The organism is Streptomyces sp. NPDC048002 (assembly GCF_040653275.1).
GTDB lineage: Bacteria > Actinomycetota > Actinomycetes > Streptomycetales > Streptomycetaceae > Streptomyces.
This window is the reverse complement of the sequence record NZ_JBEZNL010000021.1, coordinates 83,419-110,238: the sequence shown is the minus strand read 5'-3', so window position 1 is coordinate 110,238 and position 26,820 is coordinate 83,419. Positions and strand designations below refer to the sequence as shown.

Genomic DNA, 26,820 nt, shown 5'->3' with positions numbered 1-26,820 from the left:
GCGACCCGGCGACCGGGCGACCGGGCGACCGGGCTAACCCAGAGAGGGGCCGTGGCTGGAGAGCCGCGGCCCCCCGGTCGTACCCGCCCGTTCGCGTCGTCGCCCGGAGGGCGGTCCCGCGAGGGCAGGGGCCCGCGGGTGGCGTCGCGGGGTGTGGCGGGAGGGGTCGGCCACGGCTCGGGCCGGACGTCCTGGACCCTGGGCGCGCCAGGCCGTCTCTGACCCTGGGCCCACGACGGCCTGCCCTCACCTGGAGGCGTACACCCCGGCTCCCTCCTGCACCTGTCCGCGGGCGGCCGCCGCCGCGCCGACGAGACCCGCGTCCCGGGCCAGCGCGGCGGGCCGCACGGTCAGCCGGCGGGTGAAGTCGAGCACGGCGAAACCGCGCAGATGGCGCCGCAGGGGAGTGAAGAGCACGTCCCCGGCCTGCGCGACACCGCCCCCGATCACCGCGACCTCGATCTCCAGCAGGGTGGCGCTGCCGGCGATCGCGGCGGCCAGGGCCCGCGCGGACCGGTCGAAGGCGGCGAGGGCGCGCGCGTCCCCGGCGCGCGCCGCCTCCGCCACCGCCGCCGCGGTCGGTTCCTGTCCCGGCGGCGGGGTCCAGCCGGCCTGCACCGCGTGGCGGGCGATGGCGGTTCCGCTGGCGTACGCCTCGACGCAGCCGCGTGCGCCGCACGCGCAGGGCGGACCGTCCATGGCGACGGAGATGTGCCCGATGTGGCCCGCGTTGCCGGTGGGGCCGGGGTGCAGTCTGCCGTCCAGTACGTAGCCGCCGCCCACGCCCGTCGAGACCACCATGCACAGGGCGTTGACGGCTCCCCGCGCGGCACCCAGCCAGTGTTCGGCGGCCGCCACCGCCACCGCGTCGCCGATCAGCACCGGATCGATGCCGTCGAACAGCATCGGATGCGCCCGTACGGACTCGACCAGGGGGAACGCCCGCCAGGCCGGTATGTTCACCGGGCTGACCGTGCCCGTCGCCGTGTCCACGGGCCCGGCGCTGGCGATACCCATGCCGCGGACGGTGCCCCAGGCGGGATGGGTCGCCAGCTCGTCGATCACGGCGTCGACGGTGCCCGCCAGGCGGGAGGTCGACTCGCGCGCCGGGGTGGGCAGTTCCGCGCGCTTCAGAAGGGCGCCCGCGTCGTCGATCAGCGCTCCCGCGATCTTCGTGCCGCCGATGTCGAGTGCTGCGTACACCTGTGTGCTCTTTTCTCTGTTCGGCGTCCGGGTGTCGTCGACCGCGGAGGGAGAAGGGCCGGCGACGTCTGCGTCAGACAACGTTGTCATCCTTGATGTATCGGTATCCCGCAGCCCTTCTGGATTCCCTGGGCCGCGACGGCGGACCACGGTGGTGTCAGGGACGGTGGACCGTGAGACCGGTGCCCGCCACGAAGAGGGTCCCGGTGCCTTCCACGGTGATGCCCCGGTCGGAGTCGGGAACGAAGCACGAGGTGCCGGCCCGCAGGGTGAGACGCTCGCCGTCCGGCCCGCGCAGTACCGCCTCCCCGGCCGCGCACAGTGCGACGCGCGGTCCGGCCGACGGCAACAACGGCACGGCCTCGGCGGTCGGTTCCGTCCGGTACAGGGCGAACTCCTCGACCGGACAGTCGAACACCTCGGTGCGTCCGGGGCCGTCGACCGTGCGGGGAGCGGCGACCGGAACCCGCACCGAGGGGTCGGTGATCCGCACCAGCTCGGGAACGTTCACCTCCTTGGTCGTCAGTCCTGATCGCAGCACGTTGTCGGAGGCGGCCATCAGTTCCACGCCGACTCCCTTGACATAGGCGTGCAGTCCGCCCGCCGCCATGAACAACGCCTGTCCCGCGTCGAGGACCTGATGACGCATCAGCAGCGAGGCGACCAGGCCGAGGTCCCCGGGATGATGTACGGCCATGTGCGTCACGGCCCGGTAGGCCCCGGTGTGCGCGCCGGGCTCCTCCGCCTTGCCCGCGCAGGCGTCCACCACCTCGGCGACGAGCGCCACGCGGTCCTCCGCGGGCCATTCCAGCACGGTCCGCAGGGCCAAGGTGAGCGCGGAGTCGTCGGTCCCCGCGGTCAGCAGCGCCGAGACGGGGGCGAGGCGGGCCAGGCCGAGGGCGTCCAGGACGGAGGCGGCCTCCTCGCGGGTGCGGAAGCCCGCGAGTACCTCGAAGGGGGTGAGCGCGCAGAGCAGTTCGGGCTTGGGCCAGTCGTCCGCGTACGGGCCCTGCCCGCCGCCCGCCGCCTGGGCCTTGTACGCGGCCTCCGCCTGCGCCCGATCGGGGTGCACCTGGATGGACAGGGGCTGATCGGCCGCGAGCACCTTGAGCAGGAAGGGCAGCCGGGCGCCGAAGCGGGCCACGGAGTCCATGCCCAGTTCCCGTTCCGGGTCCTGGGCCACCACGTCCTGGAGGGTGAGTGTCAGCCCGTCGCGGGTGAGGCCCGCGGGTCCGGACGGATGCGCGCCCATCCACAGCTCCGCCTCGGGTCCGGGGGACGGGACGTCGCGGTTCTGGAGGCGGGCCAGCTCCTCCCGGGATCCCCAGGCGTACGGCTTGATGATCGGTTGCAGTAGATCCACGTCGTCACGTTATCCGGGGATCAATGGTTTACCCATCCAGTGTTCTCCTTGTTATTAAACCGGTATAGACAAATGGGGCACCGCTGTCCCGAAGGGGCTTCGAGGTGCCCCTGTGGGCTACCCCCTGCTGCCGCCGAAGGGCGGCTGAATAGGGGGTTCTGCCGGGCAATGTAGGGGAGTCGGCGGGGGTGGGCAACGACTGCGACGGAAACAGAACCGGTTTAGTTTTGTTTACCTTCCGATGCGCTATGCATCGCGCGTAGAAATGAAACGAGCCTGACGCGCCTATTGACATGACCGAAACGGTCGGTGCTCTCATATGGGCACGGCGAACTGATGCACGGTCCGTTCCTGACAGCTCGTCAGGGGTGGCCTCGGTCCTGCCTTGTTGAGGCTGGACAACGTTGTCAGATGCGCCGCCCGCGTCCTGAGCCGGACGACCGCAACCGGATACCGGTCTGTGGCTGTCGGACGCCCCACCGTTCGCAACTCTCAGGGGAGTGACATGAGAAACCCACGGAAGAAGACATTCCGTAATGCCCTCGCAGTAGGGCTGACCGCTGTGCTGGGTCTGCTGTTGTCCTTGGTCGGTGCCGCTTCCGACGACGCCGAGGCCGCCGCCACCGGCCTGCGGGTGAACAACGGCAGGCTGTACGAGGCCAACGGCAACGAGTTCGTGATGCGTGGCGTCAACCACGCGCATGTCTGGTACCCGGAGGAGACCGGGTCCATCGCGGACATCGCCGCGAAGGGCGCCAACACCGTCCGCGTCGTGCTGGGCAGCGGCGACCGCTGGACGAAGACGACCAGCTCCGAGGTCTCGTCGCTGATCAGCCAGTGCAAGGCGAGCAAGGTCATCTGCGTGCTGGAGGTGCACGACACCACCGGCTACGGCGAGGACTCGGCCGCGACCTCGCTCGACAAGGCGGCGGACTACTGGGTGGGCATCAAGAGCGCGTTGTCCGGCCAGGAGGACTACGTCATCGTCAACATCGGCAACGAGCCCTACGGCAACACCGGTTACACCGCCTGGACCGACGCCACCAAGAAGGCCATCGTCAAGCTGCGCAACGCCGGCATCAACAACGCCCTGATGGTGGACGGCCCCAACTGGGGCCAGGACTGGTCGAACACCATGCGCGACAACGCCTCTTCGGTGTTCGCCGCCGACCCGGACCGCAACACCATCTTCTCGATCCACATGTACGGGGTGTACGACACCGCCGCCGAGGTGACGAGCTACCTCAACACCTTCCGCACCAACGGACTGCCCATCGTGGTCGGCGAGTTCGGCAACGCGCACAGCGACGGTGACCCGAACGAGGACGCCATCATGTCGACCGCGCAGTCCCTCGGCGTCGGCTACCTCGGCTGGTCGTGGAGCGGGAACGGCAGCGGCGTCGAGTACCTGGACCTGGTCAACGACTTCGACGCGAACTCGCTGACGACCTGGGGCCAGCGTCTGTTCAACGGGTCCAACGGCATCTCCTCCACCTCGGAGACCGCGACGATCTACGGTGACTCGGACGACGGCGGTGACGACGGCTCCGGTGACGACGACACCGCGCCGAACGGCTACCCGTACTGCGACAGCAGCTCCTCCGACCCCGACGGGGACGGCTGGGGCTGGGAGAACAGCGCGTCCTGCGTCGTCCGGGGCGGCGCGGCCGACTCGGGCGGCAGCAGCACCGCGCCGAACGGCTACCCGTACTGCGCCGGCGCCTCCTCCGACCCCGACGGCGACGGCTGGGGCTGGGAGAACAGCAGGTCCTGCGTGGTCCGCGGCAGCGCCGCCGACCACTGAGCGAACCGGCCCCGCACTCCGAGGAGTGCGGGGCCGACCCGTCCTGGGCTACCGTTCGGCGGCCTGCGCCGTCAGGCTCCGCGGAACCTCCGCGTAGCCCGCCGGGCGGGTCGTGAACGTGCCCCGGCCCTGGGTGCGTCCGCGCAGGCGGGAGGCGTAGCCGAAGAGTTCGGCCAGCGGAACCGCCGCGGTCACCACGGCCGTACCGCCGCGCGTCGTCGACGCCGACACCCGTCCGCGGCGCGCCGCCAGATCGCCCAGCACCGTCCCCACGGAGTCCTCGGGCACCGTCACCGTCACCTCGGCGACCGGCTCCAGCAGCAGCATCGCGCCGGACCGCAGCGCCTCCCGCAGCCCGAACCGGCCGGCCGCGCGGAACGCGAGCTCCGAGGAGTCCTTGGAGTGCGTGGCCCCGTCGCTGAGCGTCACCCGCACACCGGTCACCGGATGGCCGCCCAGCGGACCCTCCGCCAGCGCGTCCCGGCAGCCTGCCTCCACCGCGCGGACGAACTCCCGCGGCACCCGGCCGCCGACCACCGTCGAACGGAACACGAAGCCCGCCTCGCTCTCCTCCGCGTCCAACGGCTCGACGTCCAGCACCACATGGGCGAACTGCCCGGCCCCGCCGTCCTGCTTGATGTGCCGGTACACCAGTCCCGTCACCCCACGGGCCACGGTCTCCCGGTACGACACCTGCGGGCGGCCGACCGAGACCTCCAGGCCCCGGTCGCGACGCAGCTTCTCCACCGCCACCTCCAGATGCAGTTCGCCCAGACCCGACAGCAGGGTCTGCCCGGTCTCCGGATCGGTACGCACCACCAGCGACGGATCCTCCTCCGCCAGCCGGGCCAGCGCCGACGCCAGCCGGTCGGTGTCCTGGCCGAGCCGGGCCTCGACGGCGACCGAGACCACCGGGTCGGCCGTGCCGGGAGGCTCCAGCACCAGCGGCGCCGAGGGGGCGCACAGGGTCGTACCGGCACGCGCGGACTTCGGACCGATCACGGCGACGATGTCCCCGGCCACGGCCAGGTCCGTCTCGGTGTGCCGGTCGGCCTGCACCCGCAGGATCCGGCCGACCCGCTCGGTACGCCCGGCACTCATGTCCAGCACCGTGTCCCCCCTCCGCAGGACGCCCGAATAGATCCGCAGGTACGTCAGCCGGCCGGTCGGCGCCGCCTGCACCTTGAACGCCAGCGCGGCCAGCGGCGCCGCCGGATCGGCGGCCCGCTCCTGTTCCGTCCCGTCGAGCGTGCCGCGCACGGCGGGCACGTCCAGCGGGGAGGGCAGATACGCCACCACGGCCTCCAGCAGCGGCTCGACACCGCGGTCGCGGTACGCCGAACCGCACAGCACCACCACGGCCTCCCCCGAGCCGGTCAGCTCGCGCAGCGCCGCGCGGAGCGTCACCTCGGAGACCGACGAGTCCGCGCAGTACTCCTCCAACGCCCGCGGATGCAGCTCGGCGACGGCCTCGTCCAGCGCCCGGCGGCGCCTCGACGCCTCGGCGCGCAGCTCCTCGGGCACCGGACGTTCCTCGTACGCGCCGGTGTCCCGGGGCCACACCAGGGCACGCATCCGTACCAGGTCGACGGCGCCCTCGAATCCGTCCTCGCGGCCGATCGGCAGCTGTGTCACCAGGGTTGTGGTGCCGAGCCGTTCCCGGATCGACGCCACGGCGGCGTCCAGGTCGGCGCCCGCCCGGTCCATCTTGTTGACGAACGCCAGGCGCGGAACACCGTGCCGGTCGGCCTCCCGCCACACCGCCTCGCTCTGCGGTTCGACGCCCGCGACGGCGTCGAACACCGCGACCGCGCCGTCGAGGACGCGCAGCGAACGCGTCACCTCGTCGGCGAAGTCCACGTGGCCCGGGGTGTCGATGAGGTTGATCCGGTGGCCGTCCCAGTCGCAGCTGACGGCCGCCGCGAAGATGGTGATGCCCCGGTCGCGCTCCTGGGAGTCGAAGTCGGTGACGGTGGTGCCCTCGTGCACCTCGCCCCGCTTGTGGACGGCACCGGTGAGGAACAGGATCCGCTCGGTCACGGTCGTCTTCCCGGCGTCGACATGGGCGAGGATGCCGAGGTTGCGGACGGTTTGGAGCGCGCGGGGTGTGAGGTCGGTACGCACGGCCTGAGGCCCTTCTTCGTGTGTCGGTGGTGAAGAGGCGGCGCGATGGGCGGACGAAGGCGACGGTGGGCGCACCCGTGCCGGACCGCGGCGGGCCAGGACGGCCGGGCGGCGGTGGTGGGGCAGGGGTCAGCGACGGTCTTCGACCGGGACATCCAGTGCCGGCCGCGCGGCGGGCACCGGGCTCACGAAGACACGAGGATCACGTCGAACCGGGCCCAGGGGGCGACGACAGCGATGGCGGTGCGCACTGTCGGCCTCCCCTCGATCGGAACTCGGAACACGCGGAACACGTCGGCCACTTGGGGCGCGGACGCGTATCCAGAGTGTAGGGAGGGAGCGGGCGCGGGGCGCGCCATTTTCGGGGGCCGGGTGCGAGGGACGGACGCTGGCGCCCGTAGGCCCCGGCCTCGTACCGCCGACAGTACGAGGCCGGGAGTTCGCCCGGCGGGCGGACGCGGCCGGGCCGCATCCGGCCCCACTGTGGCTCGCGCCAGGTTGCAGCACCGTTGCAACACCCGACCTCGGCGGGCCGTTCTGCGCCGCTGGGCCGTCCCGTGCCGCTGGGCCAGGGCTACCGCTGCCCCGCACCGCCGGGCCGGGGCTACCGCCGTCCCGCCCCGCACTGCTGGGCCAGGGCTACCGCGCCCCGCCCGTCACCGTGCCGTGCACCACGTGGGCCGCTGCCACGTCCAGGGCGGCGTGGCCGGTGGACTTGAAGACGGTCAGGGAGTCGGGGGAGCGGCGGCCCGGCGCGTCCCCGGCCAGGACCGAGCCGAGGAGCGTGACCCGGTGGCCGGCCGGCAGCCCCTGCAACTCGTGGGCGCCGGACGGCGGCGGGGTCGCGGCGGCGCCGGGCCACTCGGCGAAGAGGTCACCGTCCCGGACGGTCTCCGTGTCGATTTCGGGACCATGCGAGCCGCCGACGGAACTGAGATGGGCGCCCGGGGCCAGCCAGGCGCGGCGGACCACGGGACTGGTGGCGCCGGTGCAGCAGTACACCGTCGCGGCCTCGCGCACGGCGCTCTCGATGTCCCCGGCGGCGCGGCCCTCTGGGTGCAGCGCGGCGGTCGCGCGGGCCGCCTCCGGGTCGCGGCCCGCGACGGTGACGGGTACCTCGGGCCGTATCGCGGCCAGCAGCGAGACCTGCGCGCGGGCCTGGGCACCGGTACCGACCACCACGACCGGTCCGGGCCCGGCCAGGGCCAGGGCGCTGTGGGTGGCCGAGGCCGCGGTGCGCCAGGCCGTGATCGGTTCGGCGTCCAGGACCGCCAGCGGGCTGCCGTCCTCGGGGTCGAACAGGACGACCACCCCCCGGTGGCTGCTGCGGCCGGGCCGGTCGGGGTCGCGGAAGACGGACACCAGCTTCGCCGCGAGGCCGAGACCGGGCACGTATCCGGGCATGGCGCCGAGCAGTCCGGCGGGGGCGAGGGCCGCGGTACGCGGCGGCGCCGACGCCCGGTCCCGGGCCACGGCGACGAGGGCGTCGGCGACCGCGTCCATGAGCCGGCCCGGATCGAGGGCGGCCAGCGTGGCGGCCCGGTCGAGGACGAGGACGTCACTCACGCGGGGACCTCCCGGTGCGTGCCGGAGAGCACGGCCGCCAGCGTGTCGGCGGCGGTGGCGAGGTCGGCGCGGAGCCGTGCGAGGCGGTCGTCGTCGATCTCGGCCGACGGCCCGACGACGGTGAGCGCGCACACGGGCACCCCCTCGGCGGGGACGACGGCGCGGCTGACCGAGGCGACGAGCTGGTCGTTGCGCCCGTCCTCGGCGGCGAAGCCGTCCGCCTCGGCGCGCGCGAGATCGGCGAGCAGGCCCGAGTCGCCGTCGAGCGGATGCCCGGCGTCCACGGCCGCCTCCAAATAGGGTCCGCGGGCCTCCCGTGGCAGGGCGGCCACCAGGGCGAGCGGTCCGGCGAAGCGGTGGACGGGGAGGCTCTCGTCGAGCAGCGTGCTGATCATCGCCAGCCGGTCGGGCCGTACGACGTCGACGACGCGGGAACCGGAGCGCTCCAGCACCTGGAGGTTGACCATGAGACCGGTGCGTGCGGCCAGGGACTCCAGGACCGGACGGGCCAGTGTGGTCAGCGAGTTGTGCGCCGTGCGGGCCGACAGGAGCAGCACCGCCGTACCGGGCAGATAGCGGTCGTCGACGCGCAGCACCCAGCCGCGGCGGACGAGGTCCACCAGGATCCGGTAGGCGGTGGCGCGGTGCAGTCCGACCGTGTCGGCGAGATCGGTGAGCCGGGGCGGCCGGGGGGCGCGGGCGACCGCCTCCACCAGGTCCAGCGCTTTGTCCACGGCCGTGCGCTGCGCTTGCGGCATCGAAACCCTTCCGGAACGTCGGGCGAGAGCGGCCCGGTGGGGCGTGTGCACCGCCGGGATCCGGATGTAGGGTACCGGTTGTTTCGGTAAGCGAGAGTGATGTTACCTACAGCGTAACAGGGCAGCCTGACAGGGAGCGGTGTTCATGACGAGCGACAGTGCCGGGGCGGCCGTGCCGTACGCGCCGCCGGAGCGGGGCACGGGTCCGACGGTGGTCTACCGGGGCGTCACCCTCTTCGACGGGACGGGCAGTGAGCCCCGCTCCGGGATGTCGATCGTGGTGGACGGCTGTCTGATCCGTGCGGTGGTGCCCGACCCGGAGGCCGAGGCTCTCGCCGAGGGCGCCGAAGTCGTCGATCTCACCGGCCACTTCGTCACCCCGGGCCTCATCGACGCCCACCAGCACCTCGCCACCCCGCCCGACCGCCCCGCCGCCGAGGCCGTACTGGACCGTCTGGTGCACAGCGGTGTCACCGGCATCCGGGACATGGCCGACGACCTGCGTCAGATCGGCGACCTCGCCCGGGCCACCCGCGTCGGCGAGATCCCCGGCCCCGACATCCACTACGCGGCGCTGATGGCGGGCCCCGGCTTCTTCGACGACCCCCGCACCCACCAGGTCAGCCAGGGCGCGGTGCCCGGTGAGGTCCCCTGGATGCAGGCCGTCACCGACACCACCGACCTGCCCCTCGCGGTCGCCCTCGCCCGCGGGACGTACGCGTCCGCCATCAAGGTGTACGCCGACCTCGACGCCGGGCTGGTCGCCGCGATCACCGCTGAGGCGCGCCGGCAGGGCATCGCGGTGTGGGCGCACGCGGCCGTCTTCCCCGCCGCCCCGGGCGAGGTCGTGGAGGCGGGCGTGGACGCCGTCTCGCACGTGACCCTCCTCGCCCACGAGGCGGCGACGGAGCCGCTGACCTCATACCGGCACAAGCCGCCCGTCGACCACGCGGCCCTGGTCACCGGGGCGGACGAGCGGCTGGAGAAGCTGTTCACCCGGATGCGGGAGCGGGGCGTCGTCCTGGACGCGACCGCCGGTCTGTACGCCTCCCGCGAGTTCGTCAGTGACGACCCCGAAGCCACCGAACGCGCCACCCGCAACAACGAGTTGGCCATCGCCCTGACCGCCCAGGCGCACCGGGCCGGGGTCGAGATCGCCACCGGCACCGACTACGAGACCCCGCCCGAGGAGCCCTTCCCCGCCCTCTACGAGGAACTCGCCTTCCTGGTACGGCAGTGCGGCATCCCGGAGCGCGACGTCCTGAGGTCCGCGACCCTGATCGGCGCCCGCAGCGCCGGAGTCGGCGACCTCACCGGCACCGTCGAACCGGGCAAGCTCGCCGACCTCGCGGTCTTCGCGCGCGACCCGCTGGCCGACATCGACCATCTGCGCACCATCACCCTGACCGTCAAGCGGGGCCGCCGCTTCCCGCGCTCCGCCCACCGCCCCCGGGAGAACCGATGACCGGCCTGCCGATGATCATCAACGCACTGGGTCAGCTCGACAACCCCAACGACCCCCGGTCGCAGGCCGCCGCGAGCGAACTCAACGCGACCAGCGAACAGTTCACCGTCGACACGCGCACCCTCACCGAGGCCCGCGCCTCCGGCCTGACCGCCGTGAACATCACCCTCGGCTACGTCATGGGCGACCTCCCGCCCTACGAGCACACCCTGCACGAGATCGACGTCTGGGACGGCATCGTCGCCCGGCACCCCGAGGACCTGCTCAAGGTGACCTCCGTCGCCGACATCGAGACCGCGGCGCGCGAGGGCCGCGTCGGCGTCATCTACGGCTTCCAGAACGCGGAGGCCGTCGGCGACGACGTCGGCCGGGTCGCCGTCTTCGCCGAACGCGGCGTGCGCGTGGTGCAGTTGACGTACAACCAGGCCAACCACCTCGGCGGCGGCTCGATGGCGCCCGGCGACACCGCGCTGAGCGCCTTCGGCCGTGAGGTGATCGACGCCCTGAACGACCGCAACCTCATGGTCGACCTCTCCCACAGCGGTGAGCGCACCTGCCTGGAGGCCACGCGCCACTCCGCGGTCCCGGTGTCGATCAACCACACCGGATGCCGGGCGCTGACCGACCTGCCTCGCAACAAGACCGACGAGGAACTGCGGCTGGTCGCCTCCCGCGGCGGGTTCGTCGGCATCTACTTCATGCCGTTCCTCAGCCCCACCGGTCACGCGCGCGCCGCCGACGTCGTCGAGCACATCGTGCACGCCGTGAACGTCTGCGGGGAGGACCACGTCGGCATCGGCACCGACGGACCGGTCACCGCCATCGACGACCTCGACGCCTACCGGGCCCACCTCGCCGAGCACGTCGCCCGACGGCAGCAGGCCGGTGTCTCCGCCGCGGGCGAGCGCGCCGACACCTACCCCTTCGTGGTCGACCTGCGCGGCGTGGACCAGTTCCGGGAACTCGTCCGCCTGCTGGAGGGGCGCGGCTTCTCCACCGAGCGGATCGAGAAGATCATGGGCCGGAACTTCCTCGACTACGCGCGACGCGTCTGGGCGGACTGACCGGCGGACCGACCGGGGGACCGACCGGGGGAGGGAACGGGACCGGAGGCGGGACCGGGACCAGGGGCAGGGCTTCGGCGGGGGTGTGACGCAGGTCATGCCAACCTGCGGCGAGATCTTGGAATGCCTGCTTCCGCGCTGCTGCTGCACCCGTTACGGGCTCACCATGCCCTGGGGCGCCGGGCGACGAAGCCAGGCAGGGAGAGTCGCAGCGTCGCGGCCCCGACCCGCCCCTGCCCTGCACCACCTCGGAAAGGTTCCCCCGCGCCATGCCACTGGCTCTCCTGGCTTTGGCTGTCGTCGCCTTCGGCATCGGCACGACCGAGTTCGCCACGATGGGACTGCTGCCCCAGATCGCCGACGGGATCGACGTCTCGGTGCCCCAGGCCGGCAACGTCGTCTCCGCCTACGCGCTCGGTGTCGTCGTCGGCGCCCCCGTGCTCACCGCCATCGGCGCGCGCATCCCGCACAAGCGCCTGCTGCTGCTCCTGTCCGGGCTGTTCGTGATCGGCAACGTCGCGTCCGCCCTCGCCCCGAACTTCGGCCTGCTCTTCGCCGCCCGTTTCCTCGCCGGGCTGCCGCACGGCGCGCTGTTCGGCGTGGGCGCGGTCGTCGCGTCCCGGCTGGTCGCCCCGGACCGGGCGGCGACCGCGGTGTCCCGGATGTTCCTCGGACTGACCGTCGCCAACATCGTCGGCGTCCCCGCCGGCACGGCGCTCGGACAGCAGCTGGGCTGGCGGGCCGCCTACGTGGCGGTGGCCGTGATCGGCGTGATCGCCCTCGCGGCCCTCGCCGCGTTCGTACCCCACCAGCCGCGCGGCGCCGAGGCGGGCGTGCGCCACGAACTGCGCGCGATGGGCAACAAGCAGGTCTTCCTCGGCCTGGCCACGGCGGTCGTCGGCTTCGGCGGCTTCTTCGCCGTCTACAGCTACCTCGTGCCCATGCTGACCAAGCTCACGGGCCTGTCCGACTCCTCCACCACCCTGGTCCTCGCGCTCTACGGCGTCGGCATGACCCTCGGCACCCTGCTCGCGGGCCCCCTCACCGACCGCGCCCTGCGCCCGACGCTCTACGGCGGCCTCGCCCTGCTCTCCGCCGCGCTGGTCGTCTTCTACTTCACCGTCCACAGCACGGTGCCCGCGCTGATCACGATCACCGTCATCGGTGCGATGGGCGCCCTCATCACCACACCCGTGCAGATCCTGCTGATGTCCAAGGCCAAGGACGCGCCGACCATGGCGGCGGCCTCCAACCACTCCGCCTTCAACCTCGCCAACGCCGGCGGTGCCTGGCTCGGCGGTCTCGCCATCTCCGCGGGCTGGGGCTGGTCCTCGCCCGCCCTGGTGGGCGCCGCGCTCGGCGTGGCGGGCCTGGGTCTGGCCTTCGTCGGGGGCCGCACGGACCGGGACGGTCAGCGCTCCGAGGTGGTCACGTCCTCCCAGGACACACCCCGGAGCGAGCAGGTCACGACCGCCCAGTAGTAGCCGGCCGGGCCGGTGCGCGGGGCACGGTCAGTTCCACAGCGGATACGACACCGTGGCCGCGTATCCGGCGGGCCTGCCCTCGGTGTAGGTCAGGGTGATCCGCGTGTAGTGCGAGAGCCGCGGGTTCTTCTTCCAGGGCTCGGGGCGGTCGAGCCGGACCGTGACCGGGTAGGAGTGGAAGCGGCCCGCCGCGCAGTACGGCTTGCAGTCGTTGACGTGGTTCACGCCCGTGGCGCGGGCCGTCCGCTCGCCCCACTGGGACCACTTCAGCGACGCGAGGCGGCTGTTTCCGTCGCCGCAGGCGAGCATGAAGTCGGCGGGCCGGACCTTCGGATGCCACAGACAGTCCACCAGCACCGGGGTGTCACCGGGCGCCTGCACCGCGCGCGTCGGCGGCGCGCTCTGCGCGCTCCCGGCGGCGGACGACGGCGTGCCCGCCGCGGTGGCAAGGGCGGCGACCGCACAGAGCGCGGCCGCGGTCGTGAGTGCGCGTGAGCGAAGGTGCATGGCCGCTCCCGGAGGTCCGCCGGTGGATGTCCCGCACCCGACGCTACGACCGCGTACCGGAACCCACCACTCGAACGGAGTAGTGGCCGCCGCCCCTCCCCGGCTCGCCCCTTCCCGGCCGCCCCTTCCCGGCCGCCCCTCCCCGGCTCGCCCCTTCCCGGCCGCCCCTCCCCGGCCGCTCCTCCTCGGCTCGCCTCTTCCCGGCTCGCCCTTTCACGGCTACCTCTCCTCGGCTCGCCCCCTCCCGGCTACTCCTCCTCGGCGGGCCCGTCGAGGAAGGCCACCAGTGCCTCGGTGAACGCGGGATCCCGCAGTGCCGCGAGATGGTCGCCCTCGACCAGCCGCAGCGTGGCACTGGGCAGGGCTTCCGCGAGGGCCTCGGGGCGGGTGGCGAGCGGGTCGTCGCGCCCCGCCAGGACGAGGGTCTCGGCGTCGATCTTGGTCAGGGCGATGGGCTCGCGGTGCGCTGCCGCCGCCTGCGCGGCGAGGGCCGGCCGGTCGCCGCCGGTGGCGTCCACGAGGGCCCGGAAGGCGGCCGCCATCGGGTCGGTGACCGACGCCGGATCCTCGGTCAGCAGGGCGTGCCGCAGCGCGCCGCCGTCGACCACCCGGGTGTCCACCCCACCGCACTCCACCACCCCGGCCCCGACCCCGCCCACCACGAGGCGGCGTATCCGCTGATCGTCGGTCGCGGTGAGCAGCGCGACGACCGCGCCCATCGAGTAGCCGACGAGATCGATCCGCTCCTCGTCCAGGAGGTCGATCAGGGCCGTCACGTCCCGCGCCATCAGGGCCTCCCCGTAGCGGGAGGGGTCGTGGGGCTTGCCTGACAGGCCGTGTCCGCGGGCGTCCACGGTCGCGACGCGGCGCCCGGCGGCGGTCAGCGCGGCCACCACCCCCGGCAGCTCCCAGTTCGTCAGCCCCGAGGCGATGAAACCGTGGTGCAGCAGCACCAGCGGCTGGTCCGAGTCCTGCTCCCAGACCTTGTACGCGATGGCCGTTCCGTCGGCGGCGTGGAACTGCGGCATGATCCGTTCCGGGTCCTTCCAGAAGTACTGCGGGCTGGTCCGTACGACATGGCCGGTCCGCCGACGGCACCGGTGAGGTGTGCCGTCGGCGGACCGGGGCCCCCGGGTCAGGAGGCGACGAAGTCGGCGATCTCGCCGAGCACCGAGATGTCGGCGAGGAAACCGATGTGGGTCGTGCACGCGACGTAGTTGTTGTCCGCGCCGGTCAGACGGGTGCTGGTGTACGGGATGATGATGCCGTCGCACGGCGAGTACCAGGTGGCGTACTGGGTGCTGCCCGGTGTCTCGTCACCCGCCGTGATCGTGGAGATGAACGACGAACCCGGGTACATCTGCTGACAGGTCGTGTAGATCAGGCAGGCGCCCGCGTACGTCGTCCCGTGGTTCGCCCCGGCGATCGAGGCGAGGTGGCTGACGCTGGTGTTGCCGCCCAGGACCTTCAGGTAGTACTGGCTGACGAGGCCGCCCATGGAGTGGTTGACGATGGCGACCTTGCTCGCGCCGGTCCGCGCCTTCACGTTGTTGACGAAGGTCGCCAGGCCCTGCGCGTTGGTGATGTTGTTGCCGTAGGAGTTGTACTCGTAGGCGAACAGGTTGGAGCTGGACCAGCCGTTGAGGCGGAAGACGCTCATCGCGGTGGTCCAGTTGGACGCGCTGCCGGTGTACCCGTGGACGAAGACGACCGGGGTGCTGGTCGACAGCGCGGCGGCGGCCGAACTGGTGGAGGCGGTCGAGGTGGTGGAGGCGGTCGCGCGGTCGGCCGCGCCGGCCGAGGTCGCCGAGGAGAAGAGGGCGAGTGCGGCGGTCAGGGCCGCGACGGCGCCCGTAAGTCGACGTGCTGAACGGCGGCTCATGGAGCTCTCCCAACGGGGGTGCGGGTGCTGGACCCGACCAGATTCGTGGGAGGGCGTGCGCCGGGAGATCGGCAGAATCACCAGTCATCGCGACCGGTGACTCCGCCGTTCGCCGCGCTCCTCGGGCGCCGGTGCAGGCACTGACGCAGGCACTGACGCAGGCACTGGCGGAGGCGTTGACGCAGGGCGCTAACGCAGGCGCCGCCGCGAGGCCGTGACGAGTTCGCTCACGGTGGCCAGCTTGGTCCGCGGCCTGCCGTCCTCCTCGCCGCGTGCGCGCTCGGCCCGGTCGATGGCCGCCATGCCCCGGGCGTCCACCAGGTGCGGGGCCCGGCGGCGGGCGAGGCGCGCGAACGCCTTCGCCGACGGGACGGGCCGGGGCAGGGCGCCCTCGACGGCGTCGGCGAGCAGCGTGCCGACGGTCTCGGCCGCGCAGGTCCGGTTGGCGCCGATGCCTCCGGACGGGCCGCGCTTGATCCACCCCACGACATAGGTGCCGGGCAGCCCGGCCACCCGCCCCCGCTCGTGCGGAACGGTCCCGCTCGTCTCGTCGAACGGCAGTCCCGGCACCGGAGCGCCCCGGTAGCCGATGGCCCGTATCGCCGTCGTGGCGGGGAGGAGGAGGTCACCGTCCGCCCCGGTGACGCGCACGGCGCGCAGGCCGTCCGTGTCGTCCCCGGCGAACTCCGTCGGCCCGGAGTGGAAGCGCAGCACGATCCGCCGCCCCTCGGCCGGCGGCCGCGACCAGTCGACCCTCTCGCGCTTAGTGAGCCGCAGCACGGCGGCGGTGTCGCGCGGCCCGGCGGCCTCGATGGCCTCGCCCACCCGCGGATCGTGGTCGTCCACGACCAGTTCCACGCCGGGCAGTTGGGTCAGCGCGAGGAGTTCGGGCCGGGTGCAGGCCGCGTGCTCCGGGCCCCGGCGGCCCAGCAGGACGACCTCGCGGACGGCCGAGCGGCGCAGGGCGCTCAGTGCGTGCCCGGCGATGTCCGTACCGGCCAGTTCCGCCGGGTCGCCGAGCAGGATGCGGGCGACGTCGAGGGCGACGTTGCCGTTGCCGACCACGGCGACCCGCTCGGCGGACAGGTCGACGGCGTCGGGCGCCACCTCGGGATGGGCGTTGTACCAGGCGACGAAGTCCGCAGCGGACAGGACGCCGGTACGGTCCTCGCCGGGGACGCCGAGCCGGCGGTCGTCGGACGCGCCCACGGCGTACACCACCGCGTCGTGATGGGCGGCGAGTTCCTCCGCCGACACGTGCTCGCCGACCCGCAGCCCCAGCATCATCCGCACCCGCGGGTGGCTGTGGAAGCGGGCGAAGGTGTCACCCGCCTTCCTGGTACCGGGGTGATCGGGCGCCACCCCGTAACGGACCAGGCCGCCCGCCACCGGAAGCCGGTCCACGAGGGTGACCTCGGCGTTGGTGTGCAGCAGCAGATCCTGGGCCGTGTACATACCGGCCGGCCCCGTGCCGACGACCGCGACCCGCAGCGGGCGGAAGTCCGAGGGCAGGGCACGGTCGAAGGCGGGCCGGTCCCAGGCGTGGAAGTTCGGGCTGCCGTCGGCGGGTTCGGGCAGCGGGGTGTCGGCGAAGTAGGCCGCGTTGATCTCCGCGTAGGCGCGCTGCGGGCCGGTGAGCCGGTCCACCGGGATGATCGCGTCCACGGGGCAGGCGTCCGCGCAGGCGCCGCAGTCGATGCACGCCCTCGGGTCGACATGGAGCATCTCGGTGCTCCCGAACTCCCGTTCCTGCGGGGTGGGGTGGATGCAGTTGACCGGGCAGACGGCGACACAGGTGGCGTCGGCGCAGCAGGTCTGGGTGATCGCGTAGGTCATGGTGTCCGCTCTGCTCGGCAACGCTGCCGGTGGGTCGGTCGGTACGGCGGGGCCGCCGCCCGGTGAAGTGACGCACTGGGCAGCGACATTGACGAAACGTCAGATATTGACGAGGGGTCCGATATTGACGAGACGTCAGATGAGATGGGCCCGCTTGTAGAAGGCCAGAGCGGGCTTCGTCAGCAGTCGGGCCGAGGAGAGGAACTCCATCAGGCCGGCGCAGCTGGAGCGCATCATCGCCTTGTGGTGCTCGTTGTCGCGGGCCTCGGCGAGCGCCCGCCGGGAGTCCAGTCCCGCGTTGCCGTACACCGCCTTGTTCACCATGCTCGTGACGATGACGTACGCGGCGACGGCGATCACGAAGGCGTGGATGTGCCGGCGCACCCGGCCCGCCTTCGCCAGGTGGCGCCGGGTCTCCTCGCGGGCGAACTTCATGTGGCGGGACTCCTCCACCACATGGATGTTGTTGATGGTCCGGACGAACGGCACGACCCGCTTGTCCCGCATCCAGTCGCGCTGCATGACGTCGAGGACCTCCTCGGCGACGAGGATCGCGGCGTAGGCGGCCTCGCCGAACGCCACGGTCTTGAAGGCCCGGCCCAGTTCGAGCGCGGCCCGGCGCGGCCGGTAGGCGGGAGCGCGCAGCTTCTTGGCGCCGCGGGCGAACATGATGGAGTGCCGGCACTCGTCCGCGATCTCGGTGAGCGCCCACTGGACGGTGTCGTCGGTCGGGTCCTTGCCGTAGATGTCCCGCAGGATCAGCTGCTGGAGGATCATCTCGAACCAGATGCCGGTGCTGGCTACCGAGGCGGCCTCCTGCCGGGTCAGCTCCTTGCGCTGCGCCTCGGTGAGTTCGTTCCAGTAGGCGGTCCCGTACAGGGTGCTCCACTCGGGGCTGGCGCCGTGGAAGTCCTCGTCCAGCGGCGTCTCCCAGTCCACCTCGGCCAGCGGGTCGTACGAGAGGGTGGCGGCCGAGTCGAGCAGTCGGCCCGCGACCGTACCGGTCCCGGTGTCGTGCTCCGTCTCGGGTCGGACCGTGCTGCTTGCCATGCTCCAACTCCTCGGTCGAGTGACGGAGCGGCTCCGTCGGTGGGGTGCGGTGCAGTGCAGTGCGTTGCAGGCGGGCAGGGCGCGACGACGGGCGTCCCGAAGCCGCCGCCAGCCTTGTTAGACGGAATGTATAACAAGGGAATCGGCTGAGCCTACCCCCGAGTAAGTAAGAGTCCGGCCCGGACTTCGGCGCACGGGGGCGTTGTCAGTGGCGGGTGCGATGCTGGCCTGCATGGACGGGATGCGCTCGGCGGGATGGGCGGATTGGGTGGAGATCATGAACGGGCGCGTCTACGGCGCCGATCACGAGGACGCCGGGCCCCGACCCGGCCGCCGCTACGGCGAGCTGGTGGGCGGCCCGCTCGACGGGCTGCTCCTGGACGTCACGGACCGCACCGAGCGCGAACTGCGCGCGGGCGTGGAACTCCCCACGGAGATAGGCACCCACGGCGCGGGCGGCCGGTCGCTCTACGTACTCCGGGCGCCGGGCGGACGGTGGCTGGACTGGTCGGTCGACATGCCGTGAGGGGGTATGCGTGCGGGCGTCGCCGTCTCACGCGGCGGCGGCCCCGGGGCTCACGCGACGGCGTCCGCCTCGCGCTCCAGTTCCCGCTTGAGGTTCCGCAGGGTCACCTCGATGTTGCGGGTCTGGAAGTCGGCGAAGGTCCGGCCCGAAGTGACCAGCCGGTCGAAGAGGTTGGCCGCGAACGTGGGCCAGGCGCGCCGGTCGTCGGTCCAGGTCTCGGTGACCAGGGTGCCGTCGCCGGCCGGCTCGAAGCGGTACTCCCACGAGGCGATCGGACCCCGCAGCCGCGGCTTGCCGAGCCCGATCGTGTGGACCCGGAAGGCGAACCGGCGGCCCGGCTCGGCCGCCGTGACGGTGCACCGCGTCACCCACCGGAACGGCCCCCGCTTGTTGCGGCCCACGAAGGTGCCGCCCACGACGGCCGGCCCGCCGTCCGGGGCACCGGCCGTGCCCAGGTTCTCCGGACTCCAGCGCCCCATCTCCTCGGGCCGGCTCACGGCGCGGTACGCGACGTCGGGGGAGACGCCGACGACGATGCTGCCGCTCACGGTGAACTGTCGAGTCACGGTGCCGCTGCCTCTCACCCGGGACGAAAATGCCGTACGCCAAGCTACTGCGCGGTAGCAATCATGGCACCCACCCACCGAAGTGACGGTCCTCACCGGCACGGTTCGAGGGGCGCTGCGTAGGCTGGGTGCTGTCGTCGGGAGGGTCGGCCGGTGACCGGCGCGAAGTCCTCGGCGGGCGAGGGGACCGCCGCCCCGGGCGCACGACTCGAAGGGCGACAAGGAAACCGCCCTTAGTGCACGAAGCCGGACAGGGCGGTGAGGCTGAGCCCTGCCTCCAGGCGCCGCTTCCTCAACTCCTCTCCGAACCCGGTGGACGGCTGTGGCACGGAAACCTCCAAACCCTCCCGCCATCGGCCGAGTCGGCGCTGCACGTAGCGTGCGGCAGTCTGGTCTGGGCGGACAAGACGATCGATGCTGTTTCCCGTTTCCTTCTCCGACATGGGAACGCGACATACGTGGCAGGGAAAACCGGAGAAGCGGACTATCTGGAAGTCGTGCCGACCTGCTGTGCCACGATCACCCGCGCCCGCGAGCGGGGCTGGTCCCAGGTCGGCAGAGCAGCCCGTTGCTACGCCACCCGGGCTGTGTACGGGTAGCCCATGACGAGCGTCCGAGGGAGGGCCGGGCGGCACCCGACCCGTAGGTACGACAGGCGACCCCGCCATGCCGCCGGCTCCTAGCAGCGATACTGGATGCATGGACCCGACGATCACCGCCCCCCGCGCCGAGGTACTGCGCGACCGCTACCGCAGCCGACTGCCCGAGCGCTTGCAAGAGCTGGCGGGCCCCGTCGAGGGCAACGTGGACCTGCCGCTTCACATCGTCTGGTCCGGGCGGACGAGCTACAGCCTGGACCGTCCGAAGTCCCGCATGACGCTCTACCGGACCGTCCTCGCCGAAGGACTGAGTGAGGACGTAGTGACCCTCCTGCACCACCGGCTGCTCACCGAGCAGTGGCCCGTGCTGCGGCGCTTGATCAGTCCCTACATCCGCGAGGTCTGGGAAGACGCCTTCCCCGAGCTGCTCCGCACCGCTCCGGCCGGCACGACCGCCGCGTGAAGCTCACTCCGCTCCACGAGCGTCTCCTCGCCGACATCCTCGACCTCGGCTCCCCCTACCCTCTGGTCCTCACCGGCGGATACGCCGTGCAGGCCCACGGCCTGGTCGAACGCTTCAGCCGCGACCTCGACGTCGCCACCGAGAACCCCGCTCCGATGCAGGAGATCGTCGCCTCACTCACAGCAGGTCTCTGCGGGCGCGGATGGCGGACCACCCACGTCCAGACCGATCCGCTCAGCGGCCGTTTCCTAGTCACCGATCCGGACACCGGCGAGGAGTGCGAGGTCGACGTCCTCAAGGAGGCGTTCTGGGCCCCTCCCGCCCAGACCCCCTACGGCCCCGTTCTTTCCCTCGATGACGTGATCGGCACCAAGGTCCGTGCCCTCGCCGACCGCGGCACCGTCCGCGACCTCATTGACGTCCAAGCTGCCTCCCGCCACCGCTCCACCGCCGATCTCGAATCCCTGGGCCGCCGTCGCGCCCACGACGAGTTCAGCCTCGAAGACCTCCGGGACCGGCTCATCGGTGCGGACTGGTACGAGGATGAGGACTACACCGCGTATGGGCTCACCTCCCGCCAGATCGACGAACTCAAGGCGTGGGCACTGGAGTGGGCGGAGGATCTGGGTGCGCGGATCCATGACGAGAACGCCTGAGGGGCGAACACCGTGCCCATCCCGCCTCTACCGCCGTTGCAACGAGAGGATGCGGAGTAGCCAGTAGTCGCAACCCGGAGCCGTCCACGACGGGTGGCCACCCGGCACGGCGGCTGTACAGAGCAGCCGAGCGATACCCCCACAGTGGAGCGTGGCCTTCTGCGCTCCTTCACACAACCGGATCCGTTGCTCGTCGTGCTCGCTGTGCATGGTCAAACCGGTTGCGCAGGGCCTCCCTCGTCCTCGATGGGCAAAGCCAGGAGTGCGGTGAACGATTTCCAGGTCGGTACCGAAGGCGGCTCCGTGCTTGACCTGACGTAAGTCACAGGTGAGTCAGCATCAGTCCTCGCGCATCCGGGGACCGGCGTTCGAACAGGCGCTTGGTCGGTGATGGAGAAACAGCCTGGTTCGCACGGAAGCGCAGGTGAGAAGCCTTCTTGCCCGAGTGGAGTCGATGTTCCTCCGTATCCTCGAGTCCGACGCGTGCCGGTGTACAGTGAGGACCGCCCTTGACCTGCACAAAGCAGGCAGGGAGCCGTCTTCCAGGAGTTCAACATGCTGCGCACCATGTTCAAGTCCAAGATCCATCGGGCCACCGTCACCCAGGCCGACCTGCACTACGTGGGATCCGTGACCATCGACGCCGAACTGCTGGACGCCGCCGATCTGTTGCCCGGGGAGCTGGTGCACATCGTCGACATCACCAACGGCGCCCGGCTGGAGACCTACGTCATCGAGGGCGAGCGCGGCTCCGGGGTGATCGGGATCAACGGCGCGGCCGCCCATCTCGTCCACCCCGGCGATCTTGTGATCATCATCAGCTACGCTCAGGTGACCGACGCCGAGGCGCGGGCCCTGCGGCCGAGCGTGGTGCACGTGGACCGTGACAACCGCATCGTGGCCCTCGGCGCCGATCCGTCCGAGCCGGTCCCGGGTTCGGACCAGGAGCGCAGCCCGCAGGCCGTGCCGGCCTGAACCGGGTGAGACCGACCAGGAGCGTGCCAGTGAGCGACATCGAGATCCGCGACGACCGGGCGGGCGGCCGCCTGGAGGCCCTTCAGGGCGACGAAGTCGTCGGCCACATCGAGTACTTCGTCCTCGAAAGCCCCGGGCGCGCCCTGGTCCCCGTGCACACCATCGTGGAACCGGCCCACGAGGGCAAGGGCATCGCCGGCTCCCTCGCCCGTGAGCTGTACACCACCGCCGAGCGCGAGGGGATCGTCGTCGCGCCCCTGTGCCCGTACGTCGTGAAGTGGGCCGAGCGTCACCCCGAGGAGGCTCCCGCCGCCGACCCCGAGCTGCTGCGCGCGGCGAAGGAGTGGCTGGTGGCGCACCCCGGACGGTTCTGACCACCCGCTCGTCGCTGATGGCGCGGGCCCGTCCGACGGCGTCGGCCGGTCCGGCCGCCGTCGCCGGGGCCCAGCCGGGTGACGGAGACGGTGAGCCGGGGTACGCGGGGCAGTAGTCCAGAGAGCCGCCGTACCCCTCAGGCTGGAGGACACGATGACCAACCCGTACCCGGACCCGGTCCACCCGGACCCGACCCCGGGGCCGCCGCCCACCCCGCAACCCCCTCCGGCCCCGACCCCCACACCCCCGGCCCCCACACCCCCGAGCCCCACACCTCAGCCGCCGAGCCCCACCCCGCCGGGCCCCCAGCCGGTTCCGGAGCCGGGCCCGTCCCCGATCCCGCCGGGCCCCGAACCGGTACCCAGCCCGGAACCGGGCCCGCCGATCAGCTGACGGTCGGAGACGACGAAAAAAGGGGGGTGCGGGGCCGAGCCAGGCCCCGTACCCCCCTTCGTCATCCCTACGCCTCGACCTCGGAGCGGTCCCCGCCCCACAGCGTGTGGAACGAACCCTCACGGTCCACCCGCCGGTAGGTGTGCGCACCGAAGAAGTCCCGCTGCCCCTGGGTGAGCGCCGCCGGCAGCCGCTCCGAGCGCAGCCCGTCGTAGTAGGCCAGGGCCGCCGAGAAGCCCGGCGTCGGCACGCCCTGACGGGTCGCCGCGACGACGACCTCGCGCCAGTCGTCCTGGGCCTGCGCGATCTCCGCCGCGAAGTCCCCGTCGGACAGCAGGCTCGGCAGGTCGGCGCGCGCGTCGTACGCGGCCCGGATGCGGTCCAGGAACGCGGCCCGGATGATGCAGCCGCCCCGCCAGATGGACGACACCGCGCCGAGGTCGATGTCCCAGCCGTACTCCTCGCTGCCCGCGGCGACCTCGTGGAAGCCCTGCGTGTACGACACGATCTTGGACGCGTACAGCGCCTGCTCCACCCGGTCGGCGAAGGCGGCGGCCTCGGACTCGCTCAGCGCGGCGGCCTTGGGGCCCGCGAGGTCCCGGGAGGCAGCCCGCAGCGCCGCGTGTCCGGACAGCGAGCGCGCGAAGACCGCCTCCGCGATACCGGACACCGGCACCCCGAGGTCCAGCGCGATCTGCACGGTCCAGCGGCCCGTGCCCTTCTGCTCCGCCTGGTCCACGACCATGTCCACGAACGGCTTGCCCGTCGCGGCGTCCACGTGCGCCAGCACCTCGGCGGTGATCTCGATCAGGTAGGAGTCGAGCCGCCCGGTGTTCCAGGTCCGGAAGATCTCCGCGATCCGCGCGGGGGAGTAGCCCGCGACATCGCGCAGCAGCTGGTACGCCTCACCGATCAGCTGCATGTCGGCGTACTCGATGCCGTTGTGCACCATCTTCACGAAGTGCCCGGCGCCGTCCGGTCCGACGTGGGTGACACAGGGCGCCCCGTCCGCGGCCTTCGCCGAGATCTTCTCCAGCATCGGGCCGAGCGAGTCGTAGGACTCCACCGGGCCGCCCGGCATGATGCTCGGGCCTAGGAGCGCGCCCTCCTCGCCGCCGGAGACGCCCATGCCGACGAAGTGGATGCCCTGCTCGCGCAGTTCGCGCTCCCGGCGCCGGGTGTCCGCGAAGTGCGCGTTGCCACCGTCGATGATCATGTCCCCGGGCTCCAGCAGCGGGGCGAACTCCTGGATCACCGCGTCGGTCGGCTCGCCGGCCTTCACCATGACCACCAGCCGGCGGGGCCGCTCCAGGGCCGCCACGAACTCCTTGGCGGTCTCGGCCGCGATGAACTCGCCCTCGTCACCGAACTCCTCGACCAGCGCGTTGGTCCGCGCCGACGTCCGGTTGTGCACCGCGACCGTGTAGCCGTTGCGGGCGAAGTTGCGGGCGAGGTTGCGGCCCATGACCGCGAGGCCCGTCACGCCGATCTGGGCTGAAGTGCTCATTCGGTTGGCTCCTAAGAGATCCGTGTTCGTGGTGCCGGTCGTGCCCTGCCGGTCTGCCGCAGACCATCTTGACGTGCCCGTACGCCGACCGCACTTCCGGGCCGTGCATGTCTCACATGCAGATACGCACGGAAAGCCTGCGCCGCCTCAGTCGAATTCCAACGGAACCGCGCAGCACGCCTCTTGAGCCACAAGCGCGGCCGATTGCCGTCTTGTCATGGCCTGTTACGTGCGCATACTTTTGGCCCTTCTGACGCATGTCGATGGGGGCACCGAAATGGCCGTTCGCGGCAGGCATCGCCGGTATCAGCCGAACAGGATCAACCGTGCCTCGGTGGCCGTCACGGCGGGCGGCGCCGGGATGGCGATCCCGCTCGTCGGCACCGGCACCGCGCAGGCGGCCGATGTGGGGACCTGGGACAAGGTCGCCGCGTGCGAGTCGACGAACGACTGGAACATCAACACGGGCAACGGCTACTACGGCGGCCTCCAGTTCGCCCAGTCCACCTGGGAGCAGTACGGCGGCACCCAGTACGCGCCACGGGCCGATCTGGCCACCAAGGCCGAGCAGATCGCGGTGGCGGAGAAGGTCCTCGACGGACAGGGCCCCGGCGCCTGGCCGGCCTGTTCGGTACGGGCCGGGCTGACCCGCGGCGATGACGCGCCGGAGCCGCGGACCGCCGTCGCCGACGTCCAGCCGCAGACCACACCCCAGTCCCGGGCGGGCCGCGTCGAGATGTACACCGTGGTGCGCGGCGACACCCTCTCCCGGATCGCCGACGACCAGGACGTGCGCGGCGGCTGGCAGCGCCTGTACGACGCCAACCGGAGCACCGTCGGGGCCGACCCGGACCTCATCCTGCCCGGCCAGCGCCTCGCGCTGAGCGGCGGCAGCCCCGCCAGGGCCGAGCCGGAACGCGCCACGTCAGGCAAGTCCAAGAAGGCCGAGAAGAGCGAGAAGAGCGAGAAGGCCGACCAGGCGGGCAGGACCGACAAAGCCGAGAAGGCCGAGAAGAAGGTCTCGAAGGGGACCTCGTCGCAGACGGCCGCCACGAAGTCCATGGTCTCCCCGGTGAGCGCCGCCACCGGGACGCCCTACCGCAAGGCGGGCAGCGGCTGGTCGAAGGGCTATCACACCGGCGTCGACTTCCCCGTCCCCACCGGCACCTCCGTGAAGGCGGTGGCGGAGGGCACGGTGGTCAGCGCCGGCTGGGAGGGTTCCTACGGCTACGAGGTGGTCGTCCGGCACACCGACGGCCGCTACAGCCAGTACGCGCACCTGTCGGCGATCTCCGTCCGCAGCGGCCAGCAGGTGGGCGCGGGCCGGACGATCGGCCGCTCCGGCTCCACGGGCAACAGCACGGGCCCGCATCTGCACTTCGAGGTGCGGACCGGGCCCGGCTTCGGGTCGGACATCGACCCGGTGGCCTACCTGAGGGCGGGCGGCGTCAGGATTTGACCCGCATACGGTGCCGGTCCAGGACCGGCAGCGGGACGTACGGGCTGCCGTAGAACGGTCCGTAGAGCTGGGGCGGCGCGCCGGGGGCCGGGGCGTCGTCCTTCGTCGTGGGCTTCGCGGGGGCCGGGATCACCGCGTCGGGCCGCCGCTCGGGGAGCACGATCAGCAGGTCCTCCGCGGTCACCGCGGGGGCGGGGCGTTCCTGCCGCGGCAGCGGGCGCGCCTCGCTGCGTTGGATACGCTCCGTCGTCAGCAGGATCAGACCGCCCGCCGCGACCACACCGCAGCCCAGCGCGAGGACCGTGCCGGTCGTGCCGTAGCGGAAGGTTTCGCCGAACATCGTGATGCCGACGGCGGCCGCGATGACGGGGTTCACCACGGTCAGGACGGCCAGCGGGGCCGCGAGTCCGGCGCCCCGGTAGGCCGCCTGCGACAGCAGCAGACCGGCCGTCGCGAAGACACCGATGGTGGCCAGGGACGGCAGGTCGCCCGCCGTCACCCCGCCGTTCCAGTCGACCGCGACGATCTTCGTGAAGACCGAGGACATGCCGAAGGCGATACCGGACGCGGTCGCCAGCAGCACGCTGCGCACGACCGGGTGCCGGTGGGCCGCCCGGCCCGCGACCATCAGGGCCGCCACCGCGGCCGCGGTGACCACGGCCACCCCGGTGCGCTCGGCGGTGCTCAGGGACTGCGCCTCGGAGGCGCCGACCAGGGAGAGCAGACCGGCCAGGCCGACGGTCGCCATGATGGCGCCCCGCCAGGCCGTCGCACCGGCCTTGCGGCCGACGAAGAGCGCCGCCATCGGCAGCGCGAACACGATGGTGAGCGCGCCCAGCGGCTGCACCAGGCTCAGCGGCCCCAGGGCGAGCGCCGCGACGTGCAGCAGGCCGCCCAGGCCGTTGAGTGCCACCGCGGCCCACCAGGTGGGGCGGCGCAGCGACGCGTACTGCTTTCCGGGCGTGGAGACCGCGACGTGCTCCTGCACGATCGCCCCGCCCGCGTACGCGACGGCGGAGACGAGCGACAGCAGCACGGACAACGCGAGGGCGCTCATGAGCAGCTCCTCTGCGTGAGGCGAGGACTCTTCGTCCCGCGCGGCGAACGGTCGGCTTCCATAGCCAACACGATGCCTTCAAAAAGCCTTCCCGTCGTCGTACCTGAGCACGCATTGCGTCCTACTACCGATGGAGTA

At 72.2% G+C, this 26,820-nt stretch carries 23 protein-coding genes; 10 read left to right on the top strand and 13 right to left on the bottom strand.

Annotated features, from left to right (window positions below; all coding sequences use genetic code 11):
* Nucleotides 1-246: 246 nt before the first annotated feature.
* Together AB0E07_RS24615 and manA are read right to left on the bottom strand one after the other, a co-directional pair.
* On the bottom strand, nt 247-1,203 hold the full coding sequence (locus AB0E07_RS24615; protein ID WP_362256037.1) for an ROK family protein: 957 nt from the start codon (nt 1,201-1,203) through the stop codon (nt 247-249).
* A gap of 157 nt (nt 1,204-1,360) precedes the next feature.
* On the bottom strand, nt 1,361-2,566 hold the full coding sequence (manA, locus tag AB0E07_RS24610) for a mannose-6-phosphate isomerase, class I (protein ID WP_362256034.1): 1,206 nt from the start codon (nt 2,564-2,566) through the stop codon (nt 1,361-1,363).
* A 505-nt stretch (nt 2,567-3,071) separates the two neighbouring features.
* On the opposite strand from manA, the gene AB0E07_RS24605 reads away from it, so the two are divergent.
* Entirely contained in the window at nt 3,072-4,370 is a 1,299-nt protein-coding gene (locus tag AB0E07_RS24605) for a cellulase family glycosylhydrolase (protein ID WP_362256032.1), read from the top strand.
* 48 nt (nt 4,371-4,418) lie between these two features.
* On the opposite strand, the gene fusA is transcribed toward AB0E07_RS24605, so the two are convergent.
* From fusA to AB0E07_RS24590, 3 genes are all read right to left on the bottom strand, one after another.
* A complete protein-coding gene (gene fusA, locus AB0E07_RS24600; RefSeq protein ID WP_362256029.1) occupies nt 4,419-6,494 on the bottom strand; it encodes an elongation factor G in 2,076 nt (691 codons plus the stop codon).
* 639 nt (nt 6,495-7,133) lie between these two features.
* A complete protein-coding gene (locus AB0E07_RS24595; RefSeq protein ID WP_362256027.1) occupies nt 7,134-8,060 on the bottom strand; it encodes an ornithine cyclodeaminase family protein in 927 nt (308 codons plus the stop codon).
* Entirely contained in the window at nt 8,057-8,818 is a 762-nt protein-coding gene (locus tag AB0E07_RS24590; protein ID WP_362256024.1) for an IclR family transcriptional regulator, read from the bottom strand. Before AB0E07_RS24590 ends, AB0E07_RS24595 begins: the two co-directional genes overlap by 4 nt.
* 145 nt (nt 8,819-8,963) lie before the next feature.
* Here AB0E07_RS24590 and AB0E07_RS24585 point away from each other — a divergent pair, with 145 nt between their 5' ends.
* The 3 genes from AB0E07_RS24585 (at nt 8,964) to AB0E07_RS24575 (ending at nt 12,828) form a co-directional block, all read left to right on the top strand.
* Entirely contained in the window at nt 8,964-10,283 is a 1,320-nt protein-coding gene (locus AB0E07_RS24585) for an amidohydrolase family protein (RefSeq protein WP_362256021.1), read from the top strand.
* A complete protein-coding gene (locus AB0E07_RS24580; RefSeq protein ID WP_362256018.1) occupies nt 10,280-11,347 on the top strand; it encodes a membrane dipeptidase in 1,068 nt (355 codons plus the stop codon). The genes AB0E07_RS24585 and AB0E07_RS24580 overlap by 4 nt, the downstream gene beginning before the upstream one ends.
* A 269-nt stretch (nt 11,348-11,616) precedes the next feature.
* Nucleotides 11,617-12,828 (top strand): MFS transporter, encoded by a 1,212-nt coding sequence (locus AB0E07_RS24575; protein WP_362256016.1) that lies wholly within the window; start codon nt 11,617-11,619, stop codon nt 12,826-12,828.
* A gap of 30 nt (nt 12,829-12,858) precedes the next feature.
* Here the strand turns inward: AB0E07_RS24575 and AB0E07_RS24570 are convergent, their stop codons facing one another.
* From AB0E07_RS24570 to AB0E07_RS24550, 5 genes are all read right to left on the bottom strand, one after another.
* Nucleotides 12,859-13,338 carry a hypothetical protein gene (locus AB0E07_RS24570; RefSeq protein ID WP_362256013.1) on the bottom strand — a complete coding sequence of 160 codons (480 nt, stop codon included), beginning with the start codon at nt 13,336-13,338 and terminating at the stop codon, nt 12,859-12,861.
* 248 nt (nt 13,339-13,586) lie between these two features.
* The gene (locus AB0E07_RS24565) at nt 13,587-14,366 is read right to left on the bottom strand and encodes an alpha/beta fold hydrolase (protein ID WP_362256010.1); all 780 of its coding nucleotides are present in this window, start codon (nt 14,364-14,366) and stop codon (nt 13,587-13,589) included.
* A gap of 107 nt (nt 14,367-14,473) precedes the next feature.
* Nucleotides 14,474-15,220, bottom strand: a complete 747-nt coding sequence (locus tag AB0E07_RS24560; RefSeq protein ID WP_362256007.1) for an alpha/beta fold hydrolase — start codon at nt 15,218-15,220, stop codon at nt 14,474-14,476.
* Nucleotides 15,221-15,409: 189 nt separating this feature from the next.
* Complete coding sequence (locus AB0E07_RS24555) at nt 15,410-17,056, bottom strand: FAD-dependent oxidoreductase (protein ID WP_362256004.1); 1,647 nt, start codon at nt 17,054-17,056, stop codon at nt 15,410-15,412.
* A gap of 135 nt (nt 17,057-17,191) precedes the next feature.
* Nucleotides 17,192-18,106, bottom strand: a complete 915-nt coding sequence (locus AB0E07_RS24550; RefSeq protein WP_362256002.1) for a diiron oxygenase — start codon at nt 18,104-18,106, stop codon at nt 17,192-17,194.
* A 232-nt stretch (nt 18,107-18,338) separates the two neighbouring features.
* Between AB0E07_RS24550 and AB0E07_RS24545 the strand changes: the two genes are divergently transcribed.
* Nucleotides 18,339-18,632 (top strand): hypothetical protein, encoded by a 294-nt coding sequence (locus AB0E07_RS24545; RefSeq protein WP_362255999.1) that lies wholly within the window; start codon nt 18,339-18,341, stop codon nt 18,630-18,632.
* Between the two features lie 50 nt (nt 18,633-18,682).
* Here AB0E07_RS24545 and AB0E07_RS24540 read toward each other — a convergent pair whose 3' ends face one another.
* Nucleotides 18,683-19,198 carry an SRPBCC family protein gene (locus AB0E07_RS24540; protein ID WP_362255996.1) on the bottom strand — a complete coding sequence of 172 codons (516 nt, stop codon included), beginning with the start codon at nt 19,196-19,198 and terminating at the stop codon, nt 18,683-18,685.
* Nucleotides 19,199-19,897: 699 nt separating this feature from the next.
* Between AB0E07_RS24540 and AB0E07_RS24535 the strand changes: the two genes are divergently transcribed.
* From AB0E07_RS24535 to AB0E07_RS24520, 4 genes are all read left to right on the top strand, one after another.
* A complete protein-coding gene (locus tag AB0E07_RS24535) occupies nt 19,898-20,260 on the top strand; it encodes a hypothetical protein (protein ID WP_362255992.1) in 363 nt (120 codons plus the stop codon).
* The gene (locus AB0E07_RS24530) at nt 20,257-20,916 is read left to right on the top strand and encodes a nucleotidyl transferase AbiEii/AbiGii toxin family protein (RefSeq protein ID WP_362255988.1); all 660 of its coding nucleotides are present in this window, start codon (nt 20,257-20,259) and stop codon (nt 20,914-20,916) included. Before AB0E07_RS24535 ends, AB0E07_RS24530 begins: the two co-directional genes overlap by 4 nt.
* Before the next feature lie 555 nt (nt 20,917-21,471).
* A complete protein-coding gene (gene panD / locus AB0E07_RS24525; protein ID WP_362255984.1) occupies nt 21,472-21,891 on the top strand; it encodes an aspartate 1-decarboxylase in 420 nt (139 codons plus the stop codon).
* A 29-nt stretch (nt 21,892-21,920) separates the two neighbouring features.
* A complete protein-coding gene (locus AB0E07_RS24520) occupies nt 21,921-22,265 on the top strand; it encodes a GNAT family N-acetyltransferase (protein ID WP_362255981.1) in 345 nt (114 codons plus the stop codon).
* Between the two features lie 461 nt (nt 22,266-22,726).
* On the opposite strand, the gene gndA is transcribed toward AB0E07_RS24520, so the two are convergent.
* Nucleotides 22,727-24,166 (bottom strand): NADP-dependent phosphogluconate dehydrogenase, encoded by a 1,440-nt coding sequence (gene gndA / locus AB0E07_RS24515; RefSeq protein ID WP_362255979.1) that lies wholly within the window; start codon nt 24,164-24,166, stop codon nt 22,727-22,729.
* A 277-nt stretch (nt 24,167-24,443) separates the two neighbouring features.
* Here gndA and AB0E07_RS24510 point away from each other — a divergent pair, with 277 nt between their 5' ends.
* A complete protein-coding gene (locus AB0E07_RS24510) occupies nt 24,444-25,625 on the top strand; it encodes a transglycosylase family protein (protein ID WP_362255976.1) in 1,182 nt (393 codons plus the stop codon).
* Here the strand turns inward: AB0E07_RS24510 and AB0E07_RS24505 are convergent.
* Complete coding sequence (locus AB0E07_RS24505) at nt 25,615-26,682, bottom strand: DMT family transporter (protein ID WP_362255973.1); 1,068 nt, start codon at nt 26,680-26,682, stop codon at nt 25,615-25,617. The genes AB0E07_RS24510 and AB0E07_RS24505 overlap by 11 nt on opposite strands.
* Nucleotides 26,683-26,820: the final 138 nt, after the last annotated feature.

Excerpts from the sequence above, each read along its gene's own strand:
- AB0E07_RS24605 (WP_362256032.1), top strand. The coding sequence starts at position 3,072 with ATGAGAAACCCACGGAAGAAGACATTCCGTAATGCCCTCGCAGTAGGG.
- AB0E07_RS24590 (WP_362256024.1), bottom strand. The coding sequence starts at position 8,818 with ATGCCGCAAGCGCAGCGCACGGCCGTGGACAAAGCGCTGGACCTGGTG.
- AB0E07_RS24585 (WP_362256021.1), top strand. The coding sequence starts at position 8,964 with ATGACGAGCGACAGTGCCGGGGCGGCCGTGCCGTACGCGCCGCCGGAG.
- AB0E07_RS24580 (WP_362256018.1), top strand. The coding sequence starts at position 10,280 with ATGACCGGCCTGCCGATGATCATCAACGCACTGGGTCAGCTCGACAAC.
- AB0E07_RS24575 (WP_362256016.1), top strand. The coding sequence starts at position 11,617 with ATGCCACTGGCTCTCCTGGCTTTGGCTGTCGTCGCCTTCGGCATCGGC.
- AB0E07_RS24570 (WP_362256013.1), bottom strand. The coding sequence starts at position 13,338 with ATGCACCTTCGCTCACGCGCACTCACGACCGCGGCCGCGCTCTGTGCG.
- AB0E07_RS24565 (WP_362256010.1), bottom strand. The coding sequence starts at position 14,366 with ATGCCGCAGTTCCACGCCGCCGACGGAACGGCCATCGCGTACAAGGTC.
- AB0E07_RS24560 (WP_362256007.1), bottom strand. The coding sequence starts at position 15,220 with ATGAGCCGCCGTTCAGCACGTCGACTTACGGGCGCCGTCGCGGCCCTG.
- AB0E07_RS24555 (WP_362256004.1), bottom strand. The coding sequence starts at position 17,056 with ATGACCTACGCGATCACCCAGACCTGCTGCGCCGACGCCACCTGTGTC.
- AB0E07_RS24550 (WP_362256002.1), bottom strand. The coding sequence starts at position 18,106 with ATGGCAAGCAGCACGGTCCGACCCGAGACGGAGCACGACACCGGGACC.
- AB0E07_RS24545 (WP_362255999.1), top strand. The coding sequence starts at position 18,339 with ATGGACGGGATGCGCTCGGCGGGATGGGCGGATTGGGTGGAGATCATG.
- AB0E07_RS24535 (WP_362255992.1), top strand. The coding sequence starts at position 19,898 with ATGGACCCGACGATCACCGCCCCCCGCGCCGAGGTACTGCGCGACCGC.
- panD (WP_362255984.1), top strand. The coding sequence starts at position 21,472 with ATGCTGCGCACCATGTTCAAGTCCAAGATCCATCGGGCCACCGTCACC.
- gndA (WP_362255979.1), bottom strand. The coding sequence starts at position 24,166 with ATGAGCACTTCAGCCCAGATCGGCGTGACGGGCCTCGCGGTCATGGGC.
- AB0E07_RS24510 (WP_362255976.1), top strand. The coding sequence starts at position 24,444 with ATGGCCGTTCGCGGCAGGCATCGCCGGTATCAGCCGAACAGGATCAAC.
- AB0E07_RS24505 (WP_362255973.1), bottom strand. The coding sequence starts at position 26,682 with ATGAGCGCCCTCGCGTTGTCCGTGCTGCTGTCGCTCGTCTCCGCCGTC.